Genomic DNA, 23,277 nt, shown 5'->3' with positions numbered 1-23,277 from the left:
GTCACTGCCCTGATCTTGACCGGAGGACCCATCGTGCGGCGCCTCGCGCAGCGGGTTCACCGGCTCGTCGGCTCCCGGTGCGTTGAACCGCGAGCGGGCGACCACGAGGATCGTCGTTGATGAGCGATGACGTGATCCGCAGCGACCGCCTCGACCTGACCGTGCTCACCCCGAAGCTGCTGCAGCTGGTCCTGCGCGGCGATGCCGCCGAGCTGCAGCGTGCGCTGGGCGTGCACGTGCCTGCCGGGTGGTGCTCGGGAGTTCCGGCGCGGCGGCGGCTGGCGCAACTGGCCGACGACCGGAATGAACAACCATGGCTCGTGCGGGCCGTGGTGCACCGCGACCAGCAGGAAGTCGTCGGCCACATCGGATTCCACGCGCCACCGCGCGGCGGGCGGGTCGAGATCGGCTACGAGATCATGCCCGGTCATCGGCGCAAGGGCTATGCCATCGAAGCAGCGCGGGCACTGACCGGCTGGGCGCACGGCACCGGCCGAGCCATGATCTGCGTGGCCTGCATCCGCCCCGACAACACCGCATCGCTCGCACTGGCCGCCGCACTCGGCTTCCACCGGGTCGGCGCCCGCAACGACGCCGCCGACGGCCTCGAACTGATCCACGAACGCACGCTGCCGGTGGCCTGACCGCCACGCCCTTGGCGAATCACCACTGCCGCGATCGAAGCGGGGCTCACCGGTCCGATGCGCCACCGGGCACATCGGCGACGCCGAGCACGCTCATGTCACTGCTCATCTCGGCCGGGCAGGCGGGTCGTGCAGTAGTCGCTGTGGGCGGCGAACCAGTCGTCGGCTTCCGCAGGCAGCGCGCGCAGGTGGCGCTCGGCGAGTTCGCGGCCGGTGACCAGCGCGGGAGTCTGCCAGCCGTGGGCCGGGAACCAAGTCGCCACCTGCGGGCGTGCGGACTCGACGTGCCGCAGCGCGCTCGGGTCGAGCCCGAAATGCGCGAAGAAGCGCTGCAACTGCGGATGCCACGACTCGTCCCGGGTCTCGTTCACACCCAACCGGCTGCCCGGCGCGGACAATTCGGTGATGCGGGCGAACAGTTCCCGCACAGCCGCCCCGGGCAGATACCGCAGGAGGCCTTCGGCCAGCCACGCCGTCGGGGCGGCCGGGTCGAACCCGGCCGCGCGCAGGGCGGCAGGCCAGTCTTCGCGCAGATCGACCGGCACGGTGATCCGCTCGCAGCCGGGCTGCGCCCGCAGCACGTGATCCTTGAACTCCAGCACGCGCGGCTGGTCGAGACCGCAGCATTTCGGGGTTCAAGAGCTCAACCGGCGTCGATGTTCTGCAGGCGGACCTGGCCGCGGGCGACGAGCTTGCCGTCGTCCTGCCGTCGCATCTCGACCTGCCAGAGCTGCTGGCTGCGCCCCTGGTTGATCGCGGTGGCCACCACGTCGAGCCGCCCGCTGCGGTGCGGGCGCAGGAAATCGGTCATGTTCGACACGCCGACCGCTTGCCGGCCCTGGTCCTTGACCGCCTCGTAGGCACCGGTCGTCGCGAACGACTCGATCACCGTGGTGTAGAGCCCGCCGTGCACGAGCCCCCAGGGCTGGTGGTGGCGCTCGTCGGCGGCCACCGACCCGCGCACCGTGCTCGCGGTGGTCTCGTCGAACGAGATGCCCAGCAGTTCCATGAACGCGGACGGGGCGGCGAGTTCCGGCATCGAATGCTCCTCGGACGCAGAGAGTTCCAAGACGGAACCGACCCTATGCAGATTGCGTTCCATGACGCAACTGACTACGGTCGCCCGGGATGCAGCACAAAAGCTTCTCCGAGATGCACTGCTCGATCGCGCAGTGCCTGGAGATCGTGGGGGAACGCTGGTCGCTGCTGATCGTGCGCGACGTGTTCCTCGGCGCCACCCGCTTCGACGAGATCCAGCAGCGCCTCGGGATCTCCCGCAACATCCTCAACCAGCGCCTCGCCCGGCTCGTCGAGCACGGTGTAGTCGAAAAGGCCCCCTACTCGCAGCACCCGCCGCGGTTCGACTACCGGCTCACCGCCAAAGGCCGCGATCTGTGGCCGATCATCACCGCCATGCGGCAATGGGGCGACGAGTACGCCGCACCCGACGGGCCACCCCTGCAACTGATCCACCGCGACTGCGGCGAGATCGCCGACGCGCACCTGATCTGCTCGGCCTGCGGCGAAGCGATCGGCGCGGGCAACGTCAAGTCGGTTCCCGGCCCCGGAGCGGCCGATGCCCGCACCGGGTCGGCGTGAACGCCGAGTTCACCGACATCTTCGACGACCGCGACTTCGCCGCCGCGATGGCGGCGGGGTGGCACACGGGATTGCAGCGACTCGAAGACTTCCTGGACGGTCGGACTGCGACCCGAGGAGCACCGACACACGACGAAGCCGCATGGCAGTTGCGAAACACCTACACGGAGGCGTTCGGCTGAGTGCCGGACCCGGGCCTTCCCAACGCCCGCCAAACCGCGGCGCTGCCGGATCGATGCTTCGAGGCTCGCTCCGCCTCACCGGCTCCGCGCGGCTGAGCTGCGGCGGAGTTTGAGGGTGGTGTCCTGCCGCGCCCCGATGTAGCCGTCCGGTCCGTGTTGGGCGCGTTCGTGCTCGCCGCAGACCAGCACCTCCCACTCCTCGCCGAGGCCCAAGGTTTCCAGCAGTTCCCGCGAACTCGGCAGGTGCACATCATGATCGTGGTACTGCGGCGGGGCCCAATCGGGAATGTTGGCGTGGCCTTCGATCAGCAGCACCCCGCCCGGTACGACCGCGGCCGCTGCGGTGCGCAGGATCTCCTCGCGCGGCAGCTCCACCTCGGAGTGCAGGAACTGCGCGGAGATCAGGTCGAACTCGCCGCGCGGGAACTCACTCGCCAGATCCATTCGGCGCCAGTCGATGCGCCCGGCCGCTCCCGCGTCCTCGGCCGCCTGCCGCAACGCCTCACCGGAGACATCCACGGCGGTGACCTGCCAGCCCCGCTCGGTCAGCCAGATCGCATCGGCCCCCTCGCCGCAGCCGAGGTCGAGCGCGCGTCCCGGGGGGAGCTGCGCGACGTGTTCGACCAGGGCGGTGTTCGGGTTCCCGCTCCAGAACTGCTCGTGCTCGCCGTAACGCGCGTCCCAGTGCTCGGCGGTGCCGTTCGCGTCGGTCATCGCGGTCCCTTCCTCGCCGATTCCCATACCCGACACCGTCCACTCCCGGCGCCGGAAACGACAAACATCGTTGCCGGTTCCGCAAAAACCTTCGCGACGAGGACCGGCGGCGCGGCTCGCGCGAGGTCGCCGATCGTGCGCAACAGGACGAGGTCGTCGCGGCCGCGCCGGCGCGTGCGATTCGCGCTCAGCATTCGCTGTGCGGGCACAAGGCCCCCGGCCGGTCAGTATCCTGCGGTAGTGGATTTCGACGTGCAGGTACGGTCGGCCGGACCCGAGGAACACGCCGTTCTCTTGGGCATCTGGCGGCGTTCGGTTGAAGCGACGCATCATTTCCTGACCGGGGAAGACATCGACTTCTACGAGTCGGCCGTCTCCGGATACCTGCCCGCCATGGGGGACTTGCGCGTGGCCGACCAGCAGGGACACGGGCCGCTGGGGTTCATCGCGCACAAAGACGGCGAGATTCACATGCTGTTCGTCGATCCGGCGGCGCAGGGCCGCGGAATCGGAACTCGGCTGCTCGACGACATCGGGCGGCGATTCGACGTGCTTCATGTCGATGTCAACGAGGCCAACGACAGCGGCCGCCACTTCTACGAAGCAAAAGGGTTCGAGCGAATCGACCGATCGGAACTCGACGGCGAGGGCAGGCCGTTCCCGCTGCTGCACCTGCGCCGGACCGGTTCGCACTAGCCGCTGCCGCGCCGGGCGTCTCCGGAGCCGGTTTAAGTGATCGCGCTCGGGCCTGCGGACGCAGCGGTGGTGTTACGGTCAGCGCCGCTCGCGCTACCCCATCAGGAGGACGACCGCGGTCATGGCCGGACTTTCCACACCTGTGCTGGTGCTGCTGGGCCTGTTCGGCTTGGTCGGCGGTGTCGGCATCACCGCCCTCGGGCCTGGCGGCGTGCTGCCGACCATCGGGCTGTTCGCGCTGACCGGGCTGAGCTCGGCCGAGGTCGCAGGCACCGCGATCGTCACGCACGTGGCCACGGGCGCGCTGGCCACCGCCGCCTACACCCGCTCCGGGCAGCTGCGCGATCCCGAGACGCGGCGCAGCGCGCTGATCCTGTGCGCGACCGCGCTGGCCGGGACCCCGCTGGGCGTGCTGATCAACACGGTGGTGTCCAAGCGGGTGTTCGGGCTGGTGCTGGCGGTGTTCGTGACGCTGGTGGCGGTGCTGGTGTGGCTGCGCGAGCACCGCGAACCCGCCGGAACCGCCGCGCACCCTCTGATGGCGCTGGTCGGTGGCACCGGGTTCGCGGTGGCCGTGGCCTCGGGCATCGTCGGCATCGGCGGTCCGATGCTGACCGTGCCGCTGCTGATCGCCTTCGGCGTGCCGGTGCTGGAGTCGCTGGCGGCCGCGCAAGCGCAGTCCATCGTGATCGCCGCGGTCGGCACCGTCGGCTACCTCGCCCACGGCGCGATCAACTGGCCGCTGGCCGCGCTGGTGGGCATCCCCGAACTCGCCGGGGTGCTGCTGGGCTGGAAGATCGCGCACGCCGTGCCGACCCGCGGGCTCAAGTACGCGCTGGTGGCGGCATTGCTGGCCGTGGCGCCCTACCTGGCGCTGCACGGCTGACGAAATCGTCACCGTGACCGAAACCGCTGCCGTTCCCGGACGCGGCTGATCATCCGTTTCGGGTCGACAGCCAGCCCCGGTGCAGCGCCGGGGCGAGCTCGTGGGCGGCGGACTGGGCCAGCTCCTCGGCGTCGTGCAGATAGCCCTCGGTCGTCGACAACGCGGCATGACCGAGGTCGTGCTGAACCTGCCGGGGCTCGGCGCCGCGCGTGATCGCGTGCGTGGCGTAGGAATGCCGCGCCGAGTGCGGATGGATGGTCTCCCGCAACGGACCCAGGTGCTGCGCGATCACCGCGGCCTGCTCGGTGGCCAGCAGGTCCCTGAGCCACCGCGCCCGCGGCGCAGGCGCGTCCGGTGCGGGCGCGAACGTCGCGCACAACCTCCGCAGCACCGCCTGCACGTGCGTGACGTGCACCCGGGCTCCGGTGCGGGTCACGAACAACGGCTGCGCGACCCGGTTGCCGACCTGCCCGGCAACGGCGGGCACCGCCGGAGTGCTGCGCACCGCCAGGTAGTCCTCGATCGCATCGGCCACCGGCGCGGCCAACGCCACCCGGCGATCTTTCCCGCCTTTGCCGTGCACCCGCAGCGCGGCAGGCCCGCCCGGTGCGGGCCGCTGATAGCCGTCCAGATCGACCCCGACCAGTTCCTCCGCGCGGACTCCGGTGCCGATGAGCACCTCGACCATCGCCCGGTCGCGAAGTCCGTCCCGGCGACCGGGCGCGAGCAGGTGCGCGGCGTGCAGCAGCGCCCGGCACGCCTCGAACGACCACATCGCCGTGGTCGACGGGGTTGCTGCGGAGCGGTTGAGGTGCTGGTTTGAGCGGTCGACCAGCGCGGCCGGGTTGTGCTCGGCCAAGCCCTCCCGCAGCAGGTACTTGCGGTAGAACGCCGAGACCGCCGAGAGCATCCGCGCCCGCGTGGCGTCGCGGTAACCGGCGTCGGCGAGTTCTTCCAGCCACTGCTCGACGTGCTGCACCCGCACGTCGGCGAAAGAGCCGAACCCGCTGCGCACACACCAGTTGAGCCATTCCAGCCCGGTCGGCTCGGTCCGCCGCGCCCGGCCGCGGCGGCGCTGCGGATCCGGCGGTTGGTAGCCGGGCACCCATTCCAGCGGGATGCCCAGGTCGGTGGCGTAGGCGATGCGGGTGTTCAACGAGGTGTAGATCCGCAGGAACTCCGCGAATCGCTCCCGGCTGGTCTTGCCGCCCGGCTCCTCGATCGCGGCCACGGCGTGGGTCATCGCTGTGCGGCCCTCCCCTTCTCGCCTCGCGGTGGCCCCCGCTCGCCGCGGCGGGCCGCCTCCGAACCTCACCACGAGATCATATCCATAATCCTGGTTATCCATATGACGCTGGTCCGACATCTTCGCTGTGTCAGTTATCGATTAGAACTCGATCAACCATGTTAAAGTTCTTGAACTAGAACTCGACGATGATCGTTCACGCAGGCATGCGGGCTACCGGGAGGGCACAAGAACCGTGGCGGGCCAGGACACGACCCAGGACGAGCAGGACGACGGGACGCACCGAAAGCCGCCCGCTCCGGCGCGGCGGGCGAGCCGCGAGCAGCGCCGCGAAACCACGCTGCAGAAGCTGACCGCGGGCGAGCAGGCCCACTGCGCCTACTGCGGTGAGCCGCTACCGCCACTGCCCTCGCGTGGCGGACGGCCCACCCCGTACTGCCCGGCCGACGCGGACCGCTACGGCCAGTGGGGCGCGAAGACGATCAGCTGCGCGATGCTCGACGAGCACCGCGAGATCTGGGTCCAGGTCTACGGCGAACAGCAGCCCATGACCCCGTTCGACCTCACAGCGCTGCAACAGCACCTCGACCGGCTCAACGCGGCGGTCGATCCCGTGCGCACCGAGGTCGCCGCGCTGCACTCGCACGCCTCCGATCAGCTCGAAGCCGCGCTCGCCGCGCGTGAGACCGCCGAACGCGAACGCGACGAGGCGCTGGAAGCGGCCCGCACCGCCACCGCCGAACGCGACCAGGCCACCGACGACGCCGAGCAGGCCCGCGAACAGGCCCAAGCCGCACGTGCCGGGCAACAGGACGCCGAGCGGACCGCGGCCCGAGCCACCGAGGACGCCGAAAGCGCCCGGGACGAGGCAGCGAAGGCCACCGACGACCGGGCGCACGCCCTCGAACAACTCAACACCGCCAACCAGCGGCTGGCCGAAACCCAGCAGACCCTCGCCGACGAGCGCGCCTCGGCGCTGGAACAGCTCGACCAGGCGCGGCAGAGCCTGCGCACGGCGCTGCGCGAGGAGCACGACCAGCAGATCCGCGCCCAGAGCGAGGATTTCGAGGCTCGCCTCAAAGCCAGCCAGGACCACGCCGATGAGCGCATCGCCGCGCTGACCCAGCAGCTGACCGACGCCACCCGCGGCTACGCGGACAGCCTCGTCCCGCTGCACGACAAGATCGAGGAGTTGCGCGGGCAGTTGGACGGGCAGACCAGCGCGGCTGCGGCCGAACGGGCACGTTTCGAGCAGCTGCACGAGACACTCGCCCGATCCCTCGACCGGATCCCCGACGACGGGCAGCCCGACCACGACCTGCGGCGCGACCTGCGTACCGCGCTGGACGGCGCGAGCCCGCACGGCCCGGACTCGGCGGCGGCAACTGATGCCTCGCGGTCAAGCCCCGCAGACGGGGCGGCCTCAACGCGAACGCAGGAGTCCGGGTTCGAGTAGCAGCGGTCAGCGCTGAACCGGTGGAGCGGTTCAGCACGGGGCAACGCCGCTGGTCGAGATCGGCCGCTCGGCGCCTCGGGTTGATCATGTGCGGTCGGGGTTCCCCGGAGCCACGGCGGGCCGGGAGTCGTGCAGAACCGGCACCGCGGCAACGGCCGGGACGGCGGCGTTGCCCGCCCCGACCGCGAGCCGGCCGAGGTTTCGCATCCGGACTGCCGTCACAGACACCGGGCGAGTGCCCAGGTGCGTGCGCGTGCGCGTTCGCCGAGCAGCTCGGTATGGCTGATCATGATCTCGGTGGCCCCGGCGTCGACGTAGCGGCGCAGGCCGGCGGCGACGGTGTCCTCGTCTCCGGCGAGCAGCAGGTCGGCCGCGCTCGACAGGCCCTCAGCAGCGATGACCTTCCGGTAGGAGGGGATGTCGTCGTAGAAGCCGAGGACCTCCGCCGCGTGGGCGCGGGCGGCGGCGACGTCGTCGGTGACCACCGCGGGCACGCCGGCCACGATCTGCGGTGCCTGCCGCCCGGCCGCGGCGGCGGCTTCGGTGATGCCCGGGACGATCCGCTCGTCGAGCGCGCGCGGCCCCGCGAGGTACGTCGCCGTTCCGTCGGTGAGCTCACCGGCAGCCGCGAGCGCGCGTGGCCCCATCGCGGCGGCCAGGATCGGGATCGCCGGTGCGGCTCCGGCGACCGCGGTCGGCGTGACCGGGCGCGACGCGAGGGTCGCGCCCTCGAACGCGGAGTCGTCCCCGTCGAGCAGCGGACGCAGCGCGGCGAGGTACTCGCGCAGGTGCCGGATCTGCGGCGGGTACGGCAGGCCGAACTGCGGCTCGAGCAGGTTCCGCGCGCCGAGCCCGACGCCGAGCCGGAACCGCCCGCTGGTGGCGGCCTGCGCGGTCTTCGCCGCCGCGGCGACGAGCAGGGGATGACGCGGGTACATCGGCACCGTCGACGTGCCGACGTGGATCCCGGGCTCGGCCCGGCCCACGTGCGCGGCCAACTGGATCGCATCGAAGTCCACCGCCTGCCCGAACCAGAGCGTGTGCACACCCGCGTCCGCCGCCTCGCGGGCCAGCTCGACGGCCCGGTCGACGATGTTGCCCATGCCCGGCTCTTGCGCGAACGTTCCGCCCAGGAACACTCCGATCCGGGTTCCCGCGTAGGTCATCTCGGACCCCTTCAGCTGATTGCAGAGACTGCACTCAGCCTACGCGTTGATTGCAGTCTCTGTAATCGCCTAGGCTGGTGTGATGGGACGATGGCCGGGCGGGGCGCAGGAACGGCTGCAGAGCGCTGCGATCGAGTTGTTCTCCGAACGCGGCTACGAGCGCACCACCGTCGCCGAGATCGCGAAGAACGCCGGACTGACCGAGCGCACCTTCTACAACCACTTCGCCGACAAGCGCGACGTGCTCTTCCCCGCTCAGGACCGGTTCATCGCCGAGGTCGTCGAAGCGGTGGGCGCCGCACCCGCGGACCGGTCGCCGCTCGACGCGGTCGCCGCGGCCCTCACCGTCGACACCGAGTGGTTCGACCAGCGCCGGGACGCCGCACAGCGCCGCAAGCGGATTCTCGACACGCGTGCCGAACTGCGAGAGCGCGAACTGGCCAAGATGGCCGCGCTCGACACGGCGATCAGCGCAGCTCTGCGCGCGCGGGGAGGCTCCGCCACCTCGGCAGCCGTGACCGCTGCCGCCGCGGTGGCCGCCTACCGGCTCGGCACGGACAACTGGCTGGCCGACTCCCGCCGACGCACGTTGCGGCACCACCTGCGCTCGACCTTCGAAGAGCTGCGCAGGACGGCGGAGGACTGGTGACGCGCCAGGCGGCGCAGCGGCCGCCGTGGGCATGGGCGGGCGATACCGCGCACACGGCCCCGGTGAACGGCCGCGCTCGCCGCGGCTTCACCGACGCAGGCCGCTACAGCCGCAGGCCGCTGTCGGCGTAGTAGCCCTTGATGTGTTCGGTGACGCGAGTGCGGGCGAGCTCGGCCGCGCCGTCCCGAACCGCCTGCACCAGCGCCCGGTGCTCGGCGCGGAGTCGTTGCGCGGTGCCGCTCCAGGACTCCAGCCGCGGGACGGCTTCGCGGGTGTAGGTCTCGATGGAGTCCCGCAGGCCGGACATCATCGCCGCGACCACCTCGTTGCCCGCGGCTTGGGCCAGGCCCAGGTGCAGCTGGGCGTCCAGGGCCAGGAACGTCTCCGGGTCGAGATCGGGCGCGTCCATCGCGTCGAGCAGCTCGTCGGTCTCGGTCAGGTCGACCGCTCCCGGGCGCGCGGCGAGTTCGGCGACCGCAGAACCTTCCAGCACCAGGCGGGTCCGCACCACGTCGGCGACCGGAAAACCCTGCCCGGCGACCTGCAGCCGCATCAGCGCGCTCATCCCGCCGGTCGGCCGCGCGAGGATGACCGCTCCCGCGTCCGGGCCGGAGCCGGTCTGCGCGCGCAGCAGGCCGAGGGCTTCGAGCACGCGCATCGCCTCGCGCACCGACGAGCGCCCGACGTTGAGCTCGACCGCCAGCGCGCGTTCGCCGGGCAGCCGCTGGCCCGGGGCGAGCCTGCCGCCCAGCAGCTCGGCTTCGACGTGCGAGAGCACCCGTTCCCAGGCGCGCGCAGCAGGAGTCGCCATGCGCCTGAGCCTATCGGCGCCGCACCGGGCGCGGTTGCGCTGCTGCCGCACGTGCGGCGGGGGCACGATGCTCGTGGCCACCGGGGCGGGTTCATACCTGCGCACCGATGACCTACGGTGTGGTCTGACCACAGTTGGGAGGGGTTGGTATGCGGGTCGCGCTGTTCGCCACCTGCCTCGGGGACACCTTGTTCCCCGACGCCGTCAAAGCCACCGCGATCCTGTTGAGCAGGCTCGGCGTGGACGTGGTGTTCCCGCCGGGGCAGACCTGCTGCGGGCAGATGCACGTCAACACCGGCTACCAGCCCGATTCGCTGCCGCTGGTGGGCAACTACGCGGAAGAGTTCGCCGACGAGTCCATCGACGCCGTGGTCGCACCGTCGGGTTCGTGCGTGGGCTCGATCCGCCACCAGCACGAGATCGTCGCCGAGCGCTACGGCACGCCCGCGCAGCGCGAGCAGGTCGCCCGCAGCAGCGCGAAGACCTACGAACTCGCCGAATTCCTCGTCGACGTACTCGGCGTCGTCGACGTCGGCGCGTACTTCCCGCACCGGGTGACCTACCACCCCACCTGCCATTCGCTGCGGATGCTGCGGGTCGGCGACAAGCCGCTGCGGCTGCTGCGCGCGGTGCGCGCGATCGACCTGGCCGAGCTGCCCGAAGCCGACCAGTGCTGCGGGTTCGGCGGCACGTTCGCGCTGAAGAACGCCGAGACCTCCACCGCGATGCTCGCCGACAAGATGCGCAACATCACCGGCACCGACGCCGAGTTCTGCAGCGCAGGCGACTCCTCGTGCCTGATGCACATCGGCGGCGGGCTCTCGCGGCTGCGCACCGGCATCGGCACCGTGCACCTGGCCGAGATCCTGGCCTCCACCGAGAAGTCCGTCCGACCCAAACAGGGGGCACCGGCATGAGCCGCACGTTCCTGGGCCTGCCCGCAGCGCCGCCGCGCGCGCCGCGCAGCACCGGCAACCTGCGCGGCAGCGAACCGTTCCCGGCCGCCGCGCACACCGAGCTGGGCAACACCCAGCTGCGCCGCAACGTCGGCAAGGCCACTCGCACGATCCGCGACAAGCGCCTGGCGGTGACCGGCGAACTGCCCGACTGGGAAGAACTGCGCTCGGCCGGAGCCGCGGTCAAAGCCGACGTGCTCGCCCGGCTGCCCGAGCTGCTGGAGCAGTTCGAAGCAGCCGTGACCGCCCGCGGCGGCACGGTGCACTGGGCCCGCGATGCCGCCGAGGCCAACGAAATCGTCACCGGACTGGTCCGCGCGACCGGCTCCGACGAGGCGTTGAAGGTCAAATCGATGGCCACCCAGGAGATCGGGCTCAACGAGCACCTGGAGTCCGAGGGCATCGCCGCGGTCGAGACCGACCTCGCCGAGCTGATCGTCCAATTGGGACACGACCGGCCCTCGCACATCCTGGTGCCCGCGATCCACCGCAACCGCGCCGAGATCCGCGAGATCTTCCAGCGCGAGATGCCGGGCGTCGACCCGGACCTCGACGACGACCCCGAGCAGCTCGCCGCCGCGGCGCGCACGTTCCTGCGCGAGAAGTTCATGCGCTGCCCGGTGGCGATCTCGGGTGCGAACTTCGGCGTCGCCGAGACCGGCACGCTCTCGGTCGTCGAATCCGAAGGCAACGGCCGGATGTGCCTGACCATGCCGGAAACGCTGATCAGCGTGATGGGCATCGAGAAGCTCATCCCCGCCTTCGCCGACCTGGAGGTGTTCCTGCAGCTGCTGCCGCGCTCGTCCACCGGGGAGCGGATGAACCCCTACACCTCGATGTGGACCGGGGTCACCGACGGCGACGGGCCGCAGGAGTTCCACCTGGTGCTGCTGGACAACGGCCGCACCGCCGCGCTGGCCGACAAGGTGGGCCGCGAGGCGCTGCACTGCATCCGCTGCTCGGCTTGCCTGAACGTGTGCCCGGTGTACGAACGCACCGGCGGGCACGCCTACGGCTCGACCTATCCCGGGCCGATCGGGGCGGTGCTGACCCCGCAGCTGGCCGGGATGCACGAGCAGTCGCACGACCCGAACGCTTCCCTGCCGTACGCCTCGAGCCTGTGCGGGGCGTGCTACGACGCCTGCCCGGTCAAGATCGACATTCCGTCGCTGCTGGTGGAACTGCGCCACCAGCACGTCGAGCAGGCCCCGCCGCGCGGGGAGGCTGCGGTGATGAAGGCCGCGTCGCTGGCGATGTCCTCGGCGAAGCGGTTCACCACCGCGCAACGCGCCGCCCGGCTGGGACGGGTGCTCGGCGGTGCGGACGGGCGGATCAGCAGCCTGCCGCCGCCGTTGAACGCCTGGACCGGTTCGCGCGATCTGCCCGCCCCGCCGCGGCAGACCTTCCGCGAGTGGTGGGACTCCGCCGAGGGCCGCGGCACGATCGACGAGGCCCGCCGCGAGTCGCGGGGAGGTGCCCAGTGAATTCCCGCGAAACCGTGCTCAGCCGGATCCGCGGCGCGCTCGAGCTGGCGCCGGCCGAACCGGTCGAGGTCCCCCGCGACTACCGGCGCGGCCGCAGCTTGCCCGTCGAGCAGCGGCTGGAGCTGCTCGAGGACCGGCTCGTCGACTACAAGGCCGCGGTGCACCGCTGCACCGCGGACGAGACAGCCGCGACCATCGCGGCCGCACTGCACGCGCGCGGTGCCGGTCGCGTCGGAATCCCGGCCGGGCTGGCGCGTTCGTGGCTGGCCGAGTTCGCCGGCGAGGTCGAAGTCGACACCTCCGGGCCTGCGGCGCAGCTCAACCGGTTCGACGGGGTCGTGACGTCCTCGGCGGTGACCTGCGCGGAAACCGGCACGATCTTCCTGGACGGCACGGCCGAGCAGGGGCGCCGCGCGCTGAGCCTCGTGCCGGACCTGCACGTGTGCGTCGTCGACGCGTCCTCGGTGGTGGCCGGGGTGCCCGAAGCGGTCGCGCTGCTGGTGCCGGAACGTCCGACGACGCTGATCAGCGGCCCGTCGGCCACCTCGGACATCGAACTCGACCGGGTCGAAGGCGTGCACGGCCCGCGCACCCTGGAGGTCGTGATCCGCACCGACGTCTGAGGAGTTCTCCCGCTCGACCTGCCTCTCGCGGACCGCCTGGCGCGAGCCCACCGGCGGTGCGGAAAATCGGCTCGGCCGGTCGGCTCCGGCCGAGCCGACTCCGGGTCCACCGGTTTCGACGTCGATCATCGAGTGGCGAACTTCGCCGGGTCGAATGCGAACACCCGGTAGTCGCTGCCGCGGTGGTCGAACCGCCCGATCTCGCTCATGCCGTAGTGGCGGTGCACCGCGAGCGACTTCTCGTTCGCCGCCTGTACGAACGCCACACCTCGATCGAACCGGCCGGAGAGTTCCCGGCTGAGCCCGGCCAGCAGCATCGTCAGCACCCCGCGCCCCTGGAAACGCCGGTCCACCGCGGCCGGACCGTACAGGAAGAACCGCGTCGAGGCCGCCAGGTTCTGCCGGGCCGTGGCCACGGTCGGCACCGGCGGGCCACCGGTGACCACGTCCGGTTCGGTGGTCATGGCGAAACCGGCGAGCACGCCGCCGTCCTCGGCGACGAACACGCCGAGATCGGCCTGGAACCGGGCGAGCAGCTGCTCGTCCAAGGTGCCCTGCACGAAACCGCGCTCGGCCCGCTGCGCTGCAGACAGCTCGTCGCCGCGGGCGGCGTCCAGCAGCGAAAGGATCGCCGGGCGGTCGGCAGGGCCGGATCGGCGGACCGTGATCGTCATGGCGTTGCCCCTCCCGACGCTGATTCTGGACTTGTCCGGTGGAGCCGACCGGAAAGGGGTGGGTGCTCAGGTCGCACGCTGACGCATCCACCGCCGGACGGTCACCACGTGTCCACGCACGACCGGGTGCCGCCGTGTCCGCGCTCGGCGGTGAGCAGCGCGGTGATCCAGCGGCGCGACTCGGCCGGGTCGATGACGTCGTCGATCTCGAACGCGGACGCCACGTTGGTGGCCTTGCCGCGCTCGTACTCGGCGGCGACCATCTCGGCGAACCGCTGCTTGCGCGCCTCGGGATCGGTGATCGCGTCCAGTTCCTTGCGGTAGCCGAGCCGGACCGCGCCTTCCAGCCCCATCGGGCCGAACTCGCCGGTCGGCCACGCCACGATGAACCGCGGCCGCCCGAATCCGCCCGCGGCCATCGCCTGCGCGCCGAGCCCGTAGCCCTTGCGCAGCACGATGGTCCCGAACGGCACCGCCAGGTTCGCGGCGTTGACGAAGATCCGGCTGACGTGGCGCACCGCGGCGGTCTTCTCGACTTCCGGGCCGACCATGAAACCCGGCGTGTCGCACAGCGACAGCACCGGCAACCCGTAGGCGTCGCACAGCTGCAGGAACCGGGCGATCTTGTCCGCGGCCGGGGAGTCGATCGCGCCGCCGAGGTGGGCGGGGTTGCTGGCGATCACGCCCAGCGGGCGCCCCTCGACCCGGGCCAGCGCGGTGATCGCGCCGTGGCCGAAGTCGCCGCGCAGCTCCAGCACCGAGTCCACATCGGCCAGCCCGTGCACGACCTGACGCATGTCGTAGACCCGCAGCCGGTTCTGCGGTATCGCGTGGCGCAGCGCGCGCTGGTCCGGCGCCTCCCAGTCGGCGAGGTCGCCTTGGAAGTAGGACAGGTATGTGCGTGCCAGCGCGACCGCGTCCGCGTCGTCGGCGGCCGCAACGTCGATCACTCCGTTGGCGCGCTGCACCTCGGCCGGGCCGACCTCGTCCGGGGAGAACTCGCCGAGCCCGCCGCCTTCGATCATCGCCGGGCCGCCCATCCCGATCGAGGATTCCGGTGTCGCGATCACCACGTCGCAGCAGCCCAGCAGCGCGGCGTTGCCCGCGAAGCAGCGGCCCGAGGCGATGCCCACCAGCGGAACCGTGCCGCTGAGCTGCGCGTACAGCGCGAACGCCGAGCTGTCGAGCCCGGTCACCCCGGCGCCGTCGGTGTCGCCGGGACGGCCACCGCCGCCTTCGGCGAACAGCACCACCGGCAGCCGCGAGCGCTCGGCCAGCTCGAACAGCCGGTCCTTCTTGGCGTGCCCGCGCTGGCCCTGGGTTCCGGCCAGCACCAGGTAGTCGTAGGACATCGCCACGACGCGGGAGCTCTCGCCGAACTCGTTGCCGCCGACCCTGCCCACTCCGGCGATCAGCCCGTCGGCCGGGGTGCGCTGCACCAGGTCCTCAACCGGGCGGCGAGTGCGTTGCGCGGCGATCGCCAACGCGCCGTACTCGACGAAACTGCCTTCGTCGCAGAGGTCGTCGATGTTCTCGCGGGCGGTGCGGCGCCCGGCCGCGTGCCGCCGCGCGACGGCTTCCGGGCGCGCGGCGTCCGCGGTGAACGCGCGGCGCTGCTGCAGTTCGGCGAGGTCCGGGCGCGGCCGGTCGAGATCCACCTCCGGCCCGGCGGTGTCCGGCCCGGTTTTCACCGCGCCCGGTGACAGCAGTGCCACCAATCGGCCCGCAGCGACCACGTCGCCGACCGCGACCAGCACGTCGGCCACGGTCCCGTCGGCGGTCGCGGGCACCGGGTGCTGCATCTTCATCGCTTCCAGTACCAGCAGCACCGTTCCTTCGGTGACCTGCTCGCCGGGTGCGCGGGTGAGCTCGGCGACCGTGCCCGAGATCGGCGCCGCCACCTCGAGTCCTTGCGCGGCAACGGTTCCCGGGCCCCGCCGCACACCGTCCAATTCGGACAGGACTTCGTCGACGAACGTGGTGTGCACCGGTCCCGCCAGGACCTCCTCGCGGGAGAGCAGGCTGCGCAGCAGCGCCCGGTTGGTGGCCACGCCGTCGATGTGGAACTCCCCCAGCGCCCGGTGCGCCTTGCGCATCGCCGCGGCCGGGTCGGTGTCGGAGGCGATGACCTTGGCCAGCGTCGAGTCGTAGCGCGGACCGATGCGGGCACCGGTGCAGCCGCAGCCGTCCACCCGCAAGCCCGGCCCGCCGGGCGGCTCGTAAGCGGTGAGCGTGCCGGTCGCGGGCAAGGCCTCGCCTCCCGCGGTGAGTTCTTCGGTGTTGACCCGCGCCTGCACGGCGCAGCCCCGCGGTTCGGGAGTGCGCACCAGCCCGACCTCGGCCAGCCGCGCACCGGCCGCGATGCGCAGCGCCACCTTGACCAGGTCGGTGCCGGTGACCTGCTCGGTGACGGTGTGCTCGACCTGCAGCCGCGGGTTGGCCTCCATGAAGTGCCAAGACCCGTCCGCGGCGATGAGGAACTCGAAGGTGCCCAGCCCGCGGTATCCGGCCTCGGCGGCCAGCGTCGCGGCGGCCTCGGAGAGCTCGTCGCGGACCCGTTCGGGCAGGTCGGGCGCCGGAGCGATCTCCACGAGCTTCTGCCTGCGCCGCTGCAGGCTGCAGTCGCGATCTCCGAGCACCACGACCGCACCGTCGCAGTCGGCGAGCACCTGCACCTCGACGTGCCGGGCGCGCGGCAGCAGCCTCTCGACGAACACCTCGCCGTCGCCGAACGCGGCGAGGGCCTCCGCACCGGCCTGCTCGAGCGCCGCGGCAAGGTCCTCGCCCGGTTCGACGACCCGCATCCCGCGCCCGCCGCCACCGGCGACGGCCTTGACCAGGACCGCCGAACCGGCGGGCAGGCCCGCGCGGAACCGTTCGGCTTCGCCTGCCGGGCAGCCGGGCGGCACCGGGATGCCGAGCGTCTCGGCGAGCCGCCTGGCGCGGGTCTTGTCGCCGAGCAGCTCCAGCGTCTCCGGTGCAGGACCGACCCAGGTCAGGCCCGCCCGCAGGCAGGCGCGGGCGAAATCGGCGTTCTCGGCGAGGAATCCGTAACCGGGGTGCACCGCGTCGCAGCCGGTGCGCCGCGCCGCCTCGAGCACCGCCGCGGCATCGAGGTACCCGGGCGGGCCGCTTCCCGGCAGCGGCACCGAGCGGGCTGCCATGCGCACGTGCAACGCCTCGGCATCGTCGGCGGCGTGCACGGCGACCGTGTCGAGCCCCGCCTCATCGGCCGCGCGCAGCACGCGCACGGCGACCTCACCGCGATTGGCGACCAGCAACCTGTCCATCGACACCTTCCCACCACCCTGTGAGACCGACTGGTCGGTATGCGCGCGACGTTATGATCCGCGCCCCGCAAGGTCAACAGCCGCGCCGCAGTGCCCCACGGGGTTCGGTTCCATGCCGAACCGTCCGCCGCAGCCGCCTCAGCTGATCAGCCCGGCGCAGGTAAGCCAGATGTGTTCGCACGTCTCGGATGCCTTTTGCAGTTCCTCGCGGGATTCCTGCGAGGCGTGGTAAAAGGTCCGCTCGATCATCCAGCACAGGGCGCGCGCCATCGCTGAGGCTTGTTCGGGTTCGCTGCCGGCCTGGACGCCGGCCCGTTCCAGTGCGGCGGTGATGGCCGTGATGAACAAGTCTGCCGTGTGGCTCCACAGCTCGCCGATCTCCGGCACGGTCAACGACAGGTCGATCGCCGTGCGCATGACCAGGCCGTGCTCGTTCCACAGCTCGACGGTGCGCTGCATGGCCGCTGCGATGGCCTGGCGCGGGTCGTCGGCTTCGGCGGTGGCCCGGGACCGCTCCCACAGGTGCGCAACGGTCCGGACCACGAGTGCCGTGACCACTTCTGGCTTGGAGCCGAAGTAGAAGTACAGGGCGCCGCGTGTGATGCCGGCGCCCTGGGCGATATCGCCGACGGTCATGGCGTCGTAGCCCTTTTGCGCCAGCAGAGCTTCGCAGGTGTCCAGAATGGCCCGCTCCCGGACATCGCCCTTGCGTTCGGTGCTGCGCCGACTCCGCGCGGGGTGCTGGCCGGGCATCAGAGCGCAGCGCCCTCGGCGAAGTCGGTCGTACGGGAGAGCGTCTCCCATGCGCGGATGTCCTCATCCACGGCCGTGCGCGCGTCGGCGACCAGCCGCAGCGCGTCCGAGCCCAGGACCAGGTGGGCCGGCGGCTGCTCGACCGAAGCGATGTGCACGACGGCGTCCCCGGCTTTGGCCGGGTTGCCCAGCTGCTTCCCGCTCGCCTTCCGCCGCGCTTGCCGGATGGGGGTGAACAGCTCGTCGTAGTCGTCGACGGACTGCGCGGCGCGTGTCATGGACCGTCCGGCCCAGTCGGTGCGGAAGGAGCCGGGCTCGATCGCCGTCACCTGGATCCCGAACTGCGCGACCTCCTTGCCCAGTGCCTCGATGATGCCTTCCAGGGCGAACTTGCTGCCGCAGTAAGCGGACATGCCGGGCACTGCCATGAGCCCGCCCATGGAGGTGACGGCCATCAGGTGTCCACGGCGTCGCCGGCGCATGTGGGGCAGTGCCGCCTGCAGGGTCGCCACCGCCCCGAAGACGTTGACCTCGAACTGCCGCCGCACCTCGGCCAGTGGGGTTTCCTCGAAAACGCCCTCCAGGCCGTAGCCGGCGTTGGCGACGACGACATCCAACGGGCCGACGCTCTGCTCCACCTCCGCGACCAGGCTCGAGACGGCGTCGCCGTCGGTCACGTCCAGGATCCGGCCGTGCGCGCACCCGGGTTCGAGCCCTTCGAAAGCCTGCAGGTCCTGCTCGGAGCGGACCGTTCCGACGACGATGTGACCGGCGGCCAAGGCGGCCTCGGCGAACGCGCGCCCCAGGCCGGTGCTCACGCCGGTGATGAGCCACTTCTGCTTCTGCATCACTTCTCCACGGATGAGTCGGAAGGAACCGGACCGCTCCCTCACCGCAAACTCTACACCGCGTCGATTTTTATCGTCGCCATGCAGATTATGGTGGTCGGCACGGGCTGCTGCGGCCGGTTCTCCGGAGCCGCGTGGTTGCCGCCCGCGTCGGGGTGGGAACAGTGGTGGTGCAGGTCGGCGGCCTGCCGACGCGGACACGACGCAGACGAGGTGGCGCGATGAGCGAAACGATCGCGGGCGTGCAGATCCCGGACAGCGACTTGGCGCGGGAAGCGACCGAGCTGGTGCGCGAGTCCGCTGCGCCGCTGCTGTTCGACCACTCCCGGCGCGTGTTCCTGTGGGGATCGCTGCGCGGCGAGCAGCAGGGCCTGGGCTACGACCCGGAGCTGCTCTACGTCGGGGCGATGTTCCACGACCTCGGGCTGACCGAGCGGTTCCGGCGCACCGACCAGCGCTTCGAGATCGACGGCGCCGACCAGGCGCACCGTTTCCTGCGGGCGCACGGCATCGCCGACGAGCGGGCCGACCGGGTCTGGACCGGCATCGCCCTGCACACCACACCGGAGATACCGCTGCACATGGCCGCCGAGATCGCGCTGGTGACCCAAGGCGTGGAACTGGACGTGCTGGGCGTGGGCTACCACGCGGTCTCCGAGCAGCAACGCGAAGCCGTCGTGGCGGCTCACCCGCGCCCGGACTTCAAAAACCGCATCCTGGCCGCGTTCACCGAAGGCATCAAGGACCGCCCGGACACGACCTTCGGCAACGTCAAGGCCGACGTGCTCGAGCATTGCCTGCCCGGGTTCGAGCGCGGTGATTTCGTCGAAGTCATCAAAGGCTCCGACTGGCCGGAGTGACCGCGGCGATCATCCGGCTCAGCGCAGGGCGCCCACGCTGACTCGCAGCGGCCAGAAGTCGGCCTCGGCGCGGATCCCGGCCGCGCGGGTGCGCAACTGCTCGGCCTCGGCGGCGTCGGTGGCGCGTCCGGCCAGCCGCTCCAGGTAGCCGGCGAAGTCCTGCTGCTGGTCGCGGTACCAGCCGATCTGCTGCTCGTGCAGCACGTCCGGGGCCAGCGTGCCGATGCGCTCCGGGTAGCTCTTGGCCAGCCGCCACGCCAACCGCGCGGCCCCGAGCGCGTCCCCGGCCGAGTCGTGCGCCTGCTCCAGTCGCACCTGGTAGTGCTCGCACAACGCCGCCAGCGTGCGCTTGCCCTTGCGGTACCGGTCGAGGTGCTTGTCCAGGCACATCGGGTCGACCACCGGGCCGGGCAGGGCGAACTCGCGGCCGTGGTGCCGCAACAGCTCGGCCGCCAGCAGCGACAGGTCGAACGAGGCGTTGAACGCGCACAGCGGCGTGCCCGCCGACCACACCTCGTCGAGGTGCTCGGCGATCTCGGCGACCACCTGCTCGGCCGGAACCCCCTTGTCGCGGGCGTGTTCGGTGCTGATGCCGTGCACCTCGGTCGCCGCAGGCGGGATCTCGACGCCGGGATCGGCCAGCCAGTCGCGCGACACCGGTTTCCGGCCGGGCGTGATCGTCACGACCGTGGCGGTCACGATCCGGTCGTTGGCGATGTCGGTGCCGGTGGTTTCCAGGTCGTAGGCCAGCAGCGGCCCGTCGGCCCACGACGGCGCAGGAGCGATCATCCGCGCACGGTATCGATCACGACCGTCGAAGTGGTGCGCGACCGGCCGGGATCAGCCCACTCGGCGCAGTGCCGGGGGCCTGGTTCGGGTGCGAATCCCCCGGTGGCGCAGCGCTATTCGGTGCGCGGAAGCGGTGGCAATGGCAGCGGCAATCCCGGCAGACCGTCGATGCTGGTTGCGATGTGCTCCTTCTTCTGGAAGTAGGTGTCGAGTGACTCGTCGTCGTCGCGCGCGAAGCGCGACGAGTGCAGCGTGCGGTCCTGGTCATAGGTCATGAACGGGACGGCGAACCCGCAGGTGTCGCGGATCTTCTCTGCGGTCACGACGATGATCGCGCGCAGGCCGTGCACGGTGGCGTCGATGTCCGGGAAATACCCCATCAGTTCCGCCCATCGCACGTCATCGCGGAATACCGGCTCTCCGCGGCCGTGCACGCGCACGATGTTGGGCGGACCGTCGAAGGCGCACCACATCAGGGTGATGCGGCCGTTCTCGCGCAGGTGGGCGATCGTCTCGGCGTTGCTGCCTGCGAAATCGAGGTAGGCGATGGTGCGTTCGTCGAGCACGGCGAACGAGCCGCTCAAACCTTTCGGAGAGATGTTGACGGTGCCGTTGCCGTCCAGGGGCGCAGTCGCGGTGAAGAAGATGTGCTGGGCCTCGATGAAGGTACGAACTTTACCGTCTATTCGCTCGTAGCTTTTTCCCATGGCTCGATTATCACGAGTCTTCGGTCCCGCTCCAATGCGATACGAGGCGGCGATCGCGCACCGAGGCGCCCGCGATGAGTTTCGCCCGCGACCGCGGTCCTTCCCGTGGGCCTGCAGGGAGGAGAACACGATGAGACAGATCGTTGCCGCCGAGCAGTGGCGCGCCGCGCACGAACGGCTGCTGACCGAGGAGAAGGCCGCCACCCGCGCCCGGGACGCGCTGGCCGCCCGGCGCCGCCGGATGCCGATGCTCGAGGTGACCAAGCAGTACCGGCTGCGCGGCCCGGCGGGCATCGTGGGGCTGCCGGAGCTGTTCGACGGGCGGCGGCAGCTGATCGTCTACCGGCACATGCTGCAACCGGGCGATCCCGACCCGTGCTCGGGCTGCTCGATGTTCGCCGACAACATCGGCCACCTCGCGCACCTGCACGCCCGGGACACCTCGCTGGTGCTGGTCTCGGCCGCACCGTTCGACGAGATCGAGCGGTTCCGGACGCGGATGGGCTGGGAGCTGCCGTGGTATTCGGCCGCCGGCAGCGACTTCGAAGCCGATTTCGACGTCGCCGACGGGTTCGGGCTCAACGTGTTCCTGCGCGAGGGCGAGCGGATCTTCCGCACCTACTTCACCAGCGGCCGCGGGGTGGAGGCGGTCGGCAGCACCTGGACGTTGCTGGATCTGACCCCGCTGGGCAGGCAGGAGACCTGGGAGGACGCCCCGGAAGGGACGCCGCAGACGCCGCCGTACGAGTGGTGGCGGCTGCACGACGAATACGAGTGATCAGCGCTTTCCGCTCAACAGGCGGGTGAATCGGCGCCACCGGCTCATCGGGCGCGCGGGAGCGGGCTCGGTGGCCGGGGGCGGCGGGGTGCTGCGCTCGCCGCGCCAGCGCTCGACGACGTCGTCGACGCGGACCGTGCTCAGCGGCACCCGCGGCCCGGACGGGCTGCGCAGCCACTCCACGATGCGCCGGTTGAGGTCGCTGACCGTCTCGCGCACGGCCTGTTCGGTGGGCAGCTGCTGCACGGTCTCCGGCAACCGTTCGATCTCCTTGCGCAGCTGCAGCGGCGTCGGCAGCAGCGCCTCGCCGGAGAGCCCTTCGCGGTCGATGTAGCCCTTGACCCACCACTGCTCCTCGAGCGGTTTGCCCGCGCCGGGCAGCGGTTCACCCGCGCCGTCGAGGTCGTCGAACTCGCCGCGCTCGTGTGCGACGCGGATCTGCCGGTCGATCCACGACTCGAAGGTCATGCCGAGCGGTTTGCGTTCGGTCACAGCACGCTCCCCCCGGGCGAGGCGGTGCGGCCCGTCGCGAGCAAGGCGCGGGCCCGGGCACTCCGAGGATAGCCGCCCGCCTGGTTCCGCGGACCCGGTGCGCGCCGTGTTTCGAGCCGGCCGCGCTCGGCCCGCGGGCAGCGCCTCGGTGCTGTTTCGCCAAGCGGCGGAGCCGCTCGCTGGTGGGCACCTGAGCGACCGGCTCCGCAACGCTTCCTGCCGGCCGCTCAGCCGCGGGTGCTTGCCAGCAGCTCGATGACCTCGGCGGTGGTGCCGGTTTCGCCGAGCTTCGGGAAGATCCGCCCGACGCTGTTGTCGTGCGCATCCGCGGCGAAGTCGGACATGGCGTCGGTGGCCAGCGTGACGTGGTAGCCGTGCTCGTGCGCGGCGCGGGCGGTGGATTCCACGCCCATGCTGGTGGCGATCCCGCCCAGCACGATCTGGGTGACGCCGCGGCGGCGCAGCTGCACGTCGAGGTCGGTGCCGTGGAACGCGCCCCAGTTGTGCTTGGTCACCACGATGTCCTCGGGGTTGCCCGCCACCTCATCGACGAGCACGTCCCAGCCCTCCGGCGCCGGGTGGGCGGCTCCTTCGGTGCGGCCCGGGGGCGCGTCGGCCCCGTCGGCGGCGAAGCTGACCCGCACCAGCACGACGGGCAGCCGGTTGGCGCGGAAGGCATCGGCGAGTTCGACGGAGCGGGCCACCACCTGCGCCGAGGTGTGCGGCTCGGCGGATCCGCCGACGATGCCGTGCTGCAGGTCGATCAGCACCAGCGCGGTGCGCTGGTCGAGCGTGCTCAAAGCCATGGATATCGCCTTTCTCGCCGGATCGCCGGTGATCGTGCACCCGCGGGGTGCCGCCCGGCGCCGCGGGGGGCACGTTGCGGGTCTGCCCTGCGGCGCCGGACGCGCGCACGGTTCGGCGGCCGGAACTGCGAAAGTGATCTCCGCCCGGTACTACGGGTGATCGCGGGC

General features: G+C 71.4%; 25 protein-coding genes and 1 pseudogene. 12 read left to right on the top strand and 14 right to left on the bottom strand.

The annotated features are described in order from the left end of the window. The first annotated feature begins 119 nt into the window (after positions 1–119). The gene (locus V1457_RS22230) at positions 120–644 is read left to right on the top strand and encodes a GNAT family N-acetyltransferase (RefSeq protein WP_338596518.1); all 525 of its coding nucleotides are present in this window, start codon (positions 120–122) and stop codon (positions 642–644) included. A 98-nt stretch (positions 645–742) separates the two neighbouring features. Here the strand turns inward: V1457_RS22230 and V1457_RS22225 are convergent. Together V1457_RS22225 and V1457_RS22220 are read right to left on the bottom strand one after the other, a co-directional pair. Next, positions 743–1,249, bottom strand: a pseudogene (locus tag V1457_RS22225) (SAM-dependent methyltransferase); the annotation flags it as partial. Between the two features lie 38 nt (positions 1,250–1,287). Continuing rightward, entirely contained in the window at positions 1,288–1,683 is a 396-nt protein-coding gene (locus V1457_RS22220; RefSeq protein WP_295138858.1) for a PaaI family thioesterase, read from the bottom strand. An 89-nt stretch (positions 1,684–1,772) separates the two neighbouring features. On the opposite strand from V1457_RS22220, the gene V1457_RS22215 reads away from it, so the two are divergent. Both V1457_RS22215 and V1457_RS22210 read left to right on the top strand, forming a co-directional pair. Further along, positions 1,773–2,243: a helix-turn-helix domain-containing protein gene (locus tag V1457_RS22215; RefSeq protein WP_338596515.1), complete on the top strand. Its 471-nt coding sequence runs from the start codon at positions 1,773–1,775 to the stop codon at positions 2,241–2,243. After that, positions 2,240–2,425 carry a hypothetical protein gene (locus V1457_RS22210; RefSeq protein ID WP_295138864.1) on the top strand — a complete coding sequence of 62 codons (186 nt, stop codon included), beginning with the start codon at positions 2,240–2,242 and terminating at the stop codon, positions 2,423–2,425. Before V1457_RS22215 ends, V1457_RS22210 begins: the two co-directional genes overlap by 4 nt. Before the next feature lie 75 nt (positions 2,426–2,500). On the opposite strand, the gene V1457_RS22205 is transcribed toward V1457_RS22210, so the two are convergent. Continuing rightward, positions 2,501–3,139: a class I SAM-dependent methyltransferase gene (locus V1457_RS22205; protein ID WP_338596513.1), complete on the bottom strand. Its 639-nt coding sequence runs from the start codon at positions 3,137–3,139 to the stop codon at positions 2,501–2,503. Between the two features lie 240 nt (positions 3,140–3,379). On the opposite strand from V1457_RS22205, the gene V1457_RS22200 reads away from it, so the two are divergent. Further along, positions 3,380–3,835 carry a GNAT family N-acetyltransferase gene (locus V1457_RS22200; RefSeq protein ID WP_295150098.1) on the top strand — a complete coding sequence of 152 codons (456 nt, stop codon included), beginning with the start codon at positions 3,380–3,382 and terminating at the stop codon, positions 3,833–3,835. 121 nt (positions 3,836–3,956) lie between these two features. Continuing rightward, the gene (locus tag V1457_RS22195) at positions 3,957–4,721 is read left to right on the top strand and encodes a sulfite exporter TauE/SafE family protein (RefSeq protein WP_200072463.1); all 765 of its coding nucleotides are present in this window, start codon (positions 3,957–3,959) and stop codon (positions 4,719–4,721) included. 49 nt (positions 4,722–4,770) lie between these two features. Here V1457_RS22195 and V1457_RS22190 read toward each other — a convergent pair whose 3' ends face one another. Continuing rightward, the gene (locus V1457_RS22190) at positions 4,771–5,964 is read right to left on the bottom strand and encodes a tyrosine-type recombinase/integrase (RefSeq protein ID WP_200072462.1); all 1,194 of its coding nucleotides are present in this window, start codon (positions 5,962–5,964) and stop codon (positions 4,771–4,773) included. A gap of 238 nt (positions 5,965–6,202) precedes the next feature. Here V1457_RS22190 and V1457_RS22185 point away from each other — a divergent pair, with 238 nt between their 5' ends. After that, the gene (locus V1457_RS22185) at positions 6,203–7,423 is read left to right on the top strand and encodes a hypothetical protein (RefSeq protein ID WP_338596508.1); all 1,221 of its coding nucleotides are present in this window, start codon (positions 6,203–6,205) and stop codon (positions 7,421–7,423) included. Between the two features lie 218 nt (positions 7,424–7,641). Here the strand turns inward: V1457_RS22185 and V1457_RS22180 are convergent, their stop codons facing one another. Continuing rightward, positions 7,642–8,589 (bottom strand): TIGR03564 family F420-dependent LLM class oxidoreductase, encoded by a 948-nt coding sequence (locus tag V1457_RS22180; protein WP_407074710.1) that lies wholly within the window; start codon positions 8,587–8,589, stop codon positions 7,642–7,644. Between the two features lie 82 nt (positions 8,590–8,671). Between V1457_RS22180 and V1457_RS22175 the strand changes: the two genes are divergently transcribed. Then, the gene (locus V1457_RS22175) at positions 8,672–9,238 is read left to right on the top strand and encodes a helix-turn-helix domain-containing protein (protein ID WP_338596506.1); all 567 of its coding nucleotides are present in this window, start codon (positions 8,672–8,674) and stop codon (positions 9,236–9,238) included. A gap of 103 nt (positions 9,239–9,341) precedes the next feature. Here the strand turns inward: V1457_RS22175 and V1457_RS22170 are convergent, their stop codons facing one another. Then, entirely contained in the window at positions 9,342–10,049 is a 708-nt protein-coding gene (locus V1457_RS22170; protein WP_338596504.1) for an FCD domain-containing protein, read from the bottom strand. 149 nt (positions 10,050–10,198) lie between these two features. On the opposite strand from V1457_RS22170, the gene V1457_RS22165 reads away from it, so the two are divergent. From V1457_RS22165 to V1457_RS22155, 3 genes are read left to right on the top strand one after another with little or no spacing between them, the layout of a single operon-like run. Continuing rightward, positions 10,199–10,966, top strand: a complete 768-nt coding sequence (locus tag V1457_RS22165; RefSeq protein ID WP_338596502.1) for a (Fe-S)-binding protein — start codon at positions 10,199–10,201, stop codon at positions 10,964–10,966. Next, positions 10,963–12,489: a LutB/LldF family L-lactate oxidation iron-sulfur protein gene (locus V1457_RS22160; protein ID WP_338596500.1), complete on the top strand. Its 1,527-nt coding sequence runs from the start codon at positions 10,963–10,965 to the stop codon at positions 12,487–12,489. The genes V1457_RS22165 and V1457_RS22160 overlap by 4 nt, the downstream gene beginning before the upstream one ends. Next, complete coding sequence (locus tag V1457_RS22155; RefSeq protein ID WP_200072456.1) at positions 12,486–13,112, top strand: LUD domain-containing protein; 627 nt, start codon at positions 12,486–12,488, stop codon at positions 13,110–13,112. Before V1457_RS22160 ends, V1457_RS22155 begins: the two co-directional genes overlap by 4 nt. Before the next feature lie 125 nt (positions 13,113–13,237). On the opposite strand, the gene V1457_RS22150 is transcribed toward V1457_RS22155, so the two are convergent. From V1457_RS22150 to V1457_RS22135, 4 genes are all read right to left on the bottom strand, one after another. After that, the gene (locus V1457_RS22150) at positions 13,238–13,786 is read right to left on the bottom strand and encodes a GNAT family N-acetyltransferase (RefSeq protein ID WP_200072455.1); all 549 of its coding nucleotides are present in this window, start codon (positions 13,784–13,786) and stop codon (positions 13,238–13,240) included. A 101-nt stretch (positions 13,787–13,887) separates the two neighbouring features. Then, positions 13,888–17,076 (bottom strand): carboxyl transferase domain-containing protein, encoded by a 3,189-nt coding sequence (locus tag V1457_RS22145; RefSeq protein WP_338596497.1) that lies wholly within the window; start codon positions 17,074–17,076, stop codon positions 13,888–13,890. Positions 17,077–17,214: 138 nt separating this feature from the next. Continuing rightward, entirely contained in the window at positions 17,215–17,829 is a 615-nt protein-coding gene (locus tag V1457_RS22140) for a TetR/AcrR family transcriptional regulator (protein ID WP_338596495.1), read from the bottom strand. Beyond that, complete coding sequence (locus tag V1457_RS22135) at positions 17,829–18,677, bottom strand: oxidoreductase (protein ID WP_200072452.1); 849 nt, start codon at positions 18,675–18,677, stop codon at positions 17,829–17,831. The genes V1457_RS22140 and V1457_RS22135 overlap by 1 nt, the downstream gene beginning before the upstream one ends. A gap of 221 nt (positions 18,678–18,898) precedes the next feature. Between V1457_RS22135 and V1457_RS22130 the strand changes: the two genes are divergently transcribed. Next, complete coding sequence (locus V1457_RS22130; RefSeq protein ID WP_200072451.1) at positions 18,899–19,537, top strand: HD domain-containing protein; 639 nt, start codon at positions 18,899–18,901, stop codon at positions 19,535–19,537. Positions 19,538–19,555: 18 nt separating this feature from the next. On the opposite strand, the gene V1457_RS22125 is transcribed toward V1457_RS22130, so the two are convergent. Both V1457_RS22125 and V1457_RS22120 read right to left on the bottom strand, forming a co-directional pair. Then, positions 19,556–20,326 carry an exonuclease domain-containing protein gene (locus tag V1457_RS22125; RefSeq protein WP_338596492.1) on the bottom strand — a complete coding sequence of 257 codons (771 nt, stop codon included), beginning with the start codon at positions 20,324–20,326 and terminating at the stop codon, positions 19,556–19,558. A 113-nt stretch (positions 20,327–20,439) separates the two neighbouring features. Next, positions 20,440–21,033 carry a pyridoxamine 5'-phosphate oxidase family protein gene (locus V1457_RS22120; RefSeq protein ID WP_338596490.1) on the bottom strand — a complete coding sequence of 198 codons (594 nt, stop codon included), beginning with the start codon at positions 21,031–21,033 and terminating at the stop codon, positions 20,440–20,442. A 130-nt stretch (positions 21,034–21,163) separates the two neighbouring features. Between V1457_RS22120 and V1457_RS22115 the strand changes: the two genes are divergently transcribed. After that, positions 21,164–21,811, top strand: a complete 648-nt coding sequence (locus V1457_RS22115) for a DUF899 domain-containing protein (protein WP_338596488.1) — start codon at positions 21,164–21,166, stop codon at positions 21,809–21,811. On the opposite strand, the gene V1457_RS22110 is transcribed toward V1457_RS22115, so the two are convergent. Then, positions 21,812–22,303: a DUF1992 domain-containing protein gene (locus V1457_RS22110; protein ID WP_338596486.1), complete on the bottom strand. Its 492-nt coding sequence runs from the start codon at positions 22,301–22,303 to the stop codon at positions 21,812–21,814. Between the two features lie 227 nt (positions 22,304–22,530). Continuing rightward, positions 22,531–23,109, bottom strand: coding sequence for an isochorismatase family protein (locus V1457_RS22105; RefSeq protein ID WP_200072446.1), 579 nt, complete (start codon positions 23,107–23,109; stop codon positions 22,531–22,533). Positions 23,110–23,277 lie beyond the last annotated feature (168 nt).

The organism is Saccharopolyspora sp. SCSIO 74807 (genome assembly GCF_037023755.1).
Lineage (GTDB): Bacteria > Actinomycetota > Actinomycetes > Mycobacteriales > Pseudonocardiaceae > Saccharopolyspora_C > Saccharopolyspora_C galaxeae.
The sequence above is the reverse complement of the archived record's forward strand: the minus strand, read 5'-3'. Positions and strand labels throughout refer to the sequence as shown.

Coding starts and splice junctions, on each gene's coding strand:
- V1457_RS22105 (WP_200072446.1), bottom strand. CDS start 23,109: ATGGCTTTGAGCACGCTCGACCAGCGCACCGCGCTGGTGCTGATCGAC.
- V1457_RS22215 (WP_338596515.1), top strand. CDS start 1,773: ATGCAGCACAAAAGCTTCTCCGAGATGCACTGCTCGATCGCGCAGTGC.
- V1457_RS22160 (WP_338596500.1), top strand. CDS start 10,963: ATGAGCCGCACGTTCCTGGGCCTGCCCGCAGCGCCGCCGCGCGCGCCG.
- V1457_RS22130 (WP_200072451.1), top strand. CDS start 18,899: ATGAGCGAAACGATCGCGGGCGTGCAGATCCCGGACAGCGACTTGGCG.
- V1457_RS22180 (WP_407074710.1), bottom strand. CDS start 8,589: ATGACCTACGCGGGAACCCGGATCGGAGTGTTCCTGGGCGGAACGTTC.
- V1457_RS22170 (WP_338596504.1), bottom strand. CDS start 10,049: ATGGCGACTCCTGCTGCGCGCGCCTGGGAACGGGTGCTCTCGCACGTC.
- V1457_RS22120 (WP_338596490.1), bottom strand. CDS start 21,033: ATGGGAAAAAGCTACGAGCGAATAGACGGTAAAGTTCGTACCTTCATC.
- V1457_RS22190 (WP_200072462.1), bottom strand. CDS start 5,964: ATGACCCACGCCGTGGCCGCGATCGAGGAGCCGGGCGGCAAGACCAGC.
- V1457_RS22220 (WP_295138858.1), bottom strand. CDS start 1,683: ATGCCGGAACTCGCCGCCCCGTCCGCGTTCATGGAACTGCTGGGCATC.
- V1457_RS22125 (WP_338596492.1), bottom strand. CDS start 20,326: ATGATCGCTCCTGCGCCGTCGTGGGCCGACGGGCCGCTGCTGGCCTAC.
- V1457_RS22135 (WP_200072452.1), bottom strand. CDS start 18,677: ATGCAGAAGCAGAAGTGGCTCATCACCGGCGTGAGCACCGGCCTGGGG.
- V1457_RS22205 (WP_338596513.1), bottom strand. CDS start 3,139: ATGACCGACGCGAACGGCACCGCCGAGCACTGGGACGCGCGTTACGGC.
- V1457_RS22165 (WP_338596502.1), top strand. CDS start 10,199: ATGCGGGTCGCGCTGTTCGCCACCTGCCTCGGGGACACCTTGTTCCCC.
- V1457_RS22195 (WP_200072463.1), top strand. CDS start 3,957: ATGGCCGGACTTTCCACACCTGTGCTGGTGCTGCTGGGCCTGTTCGGC.
- V1457_RS22175 (WP_338596506.1), top strand. CDS start 8,672: ATGGGACGATGGCCGGGCGGGGCGCAGGAACGGCTGCAGAGCGCTGCG.
- V1457_RS22145 (WP_338596497.1), bottom strand. CDS start 17,076: ATGGACAGGTTGCTGGTCGCCAATCGCGGTGAGGTCGCCGTGCGCGTG.
- V1457_RS22230 (WP_338596518.1), top strand. CDS start 120: ATGAGCGATGACGTGATCCGCAGCGACCGCCTCGACCTGACCGTGCTC.
- V1457_RS22150 (WP_200072455.1), bottom strand. CDS start 13,786: ATGACGATCACGGTCCGCCGATCCGGCCCTGCCGACCGCCCGGCGATC.
- V1457_RS22140 (WP_338596495.1), bottom strand. CDS start 17,829: ATGCCCGGCCAGCACCCCGCGCGGAGTCGGCGCAGCACCGAACGCAAG.
- V1457_RS22115 (WP_338596488.1), top strand. CDS start 21,164: ATGAGACAGATCGTTGCCGCCGAGCAGTGGCGCGCCGCGCACGAACGG.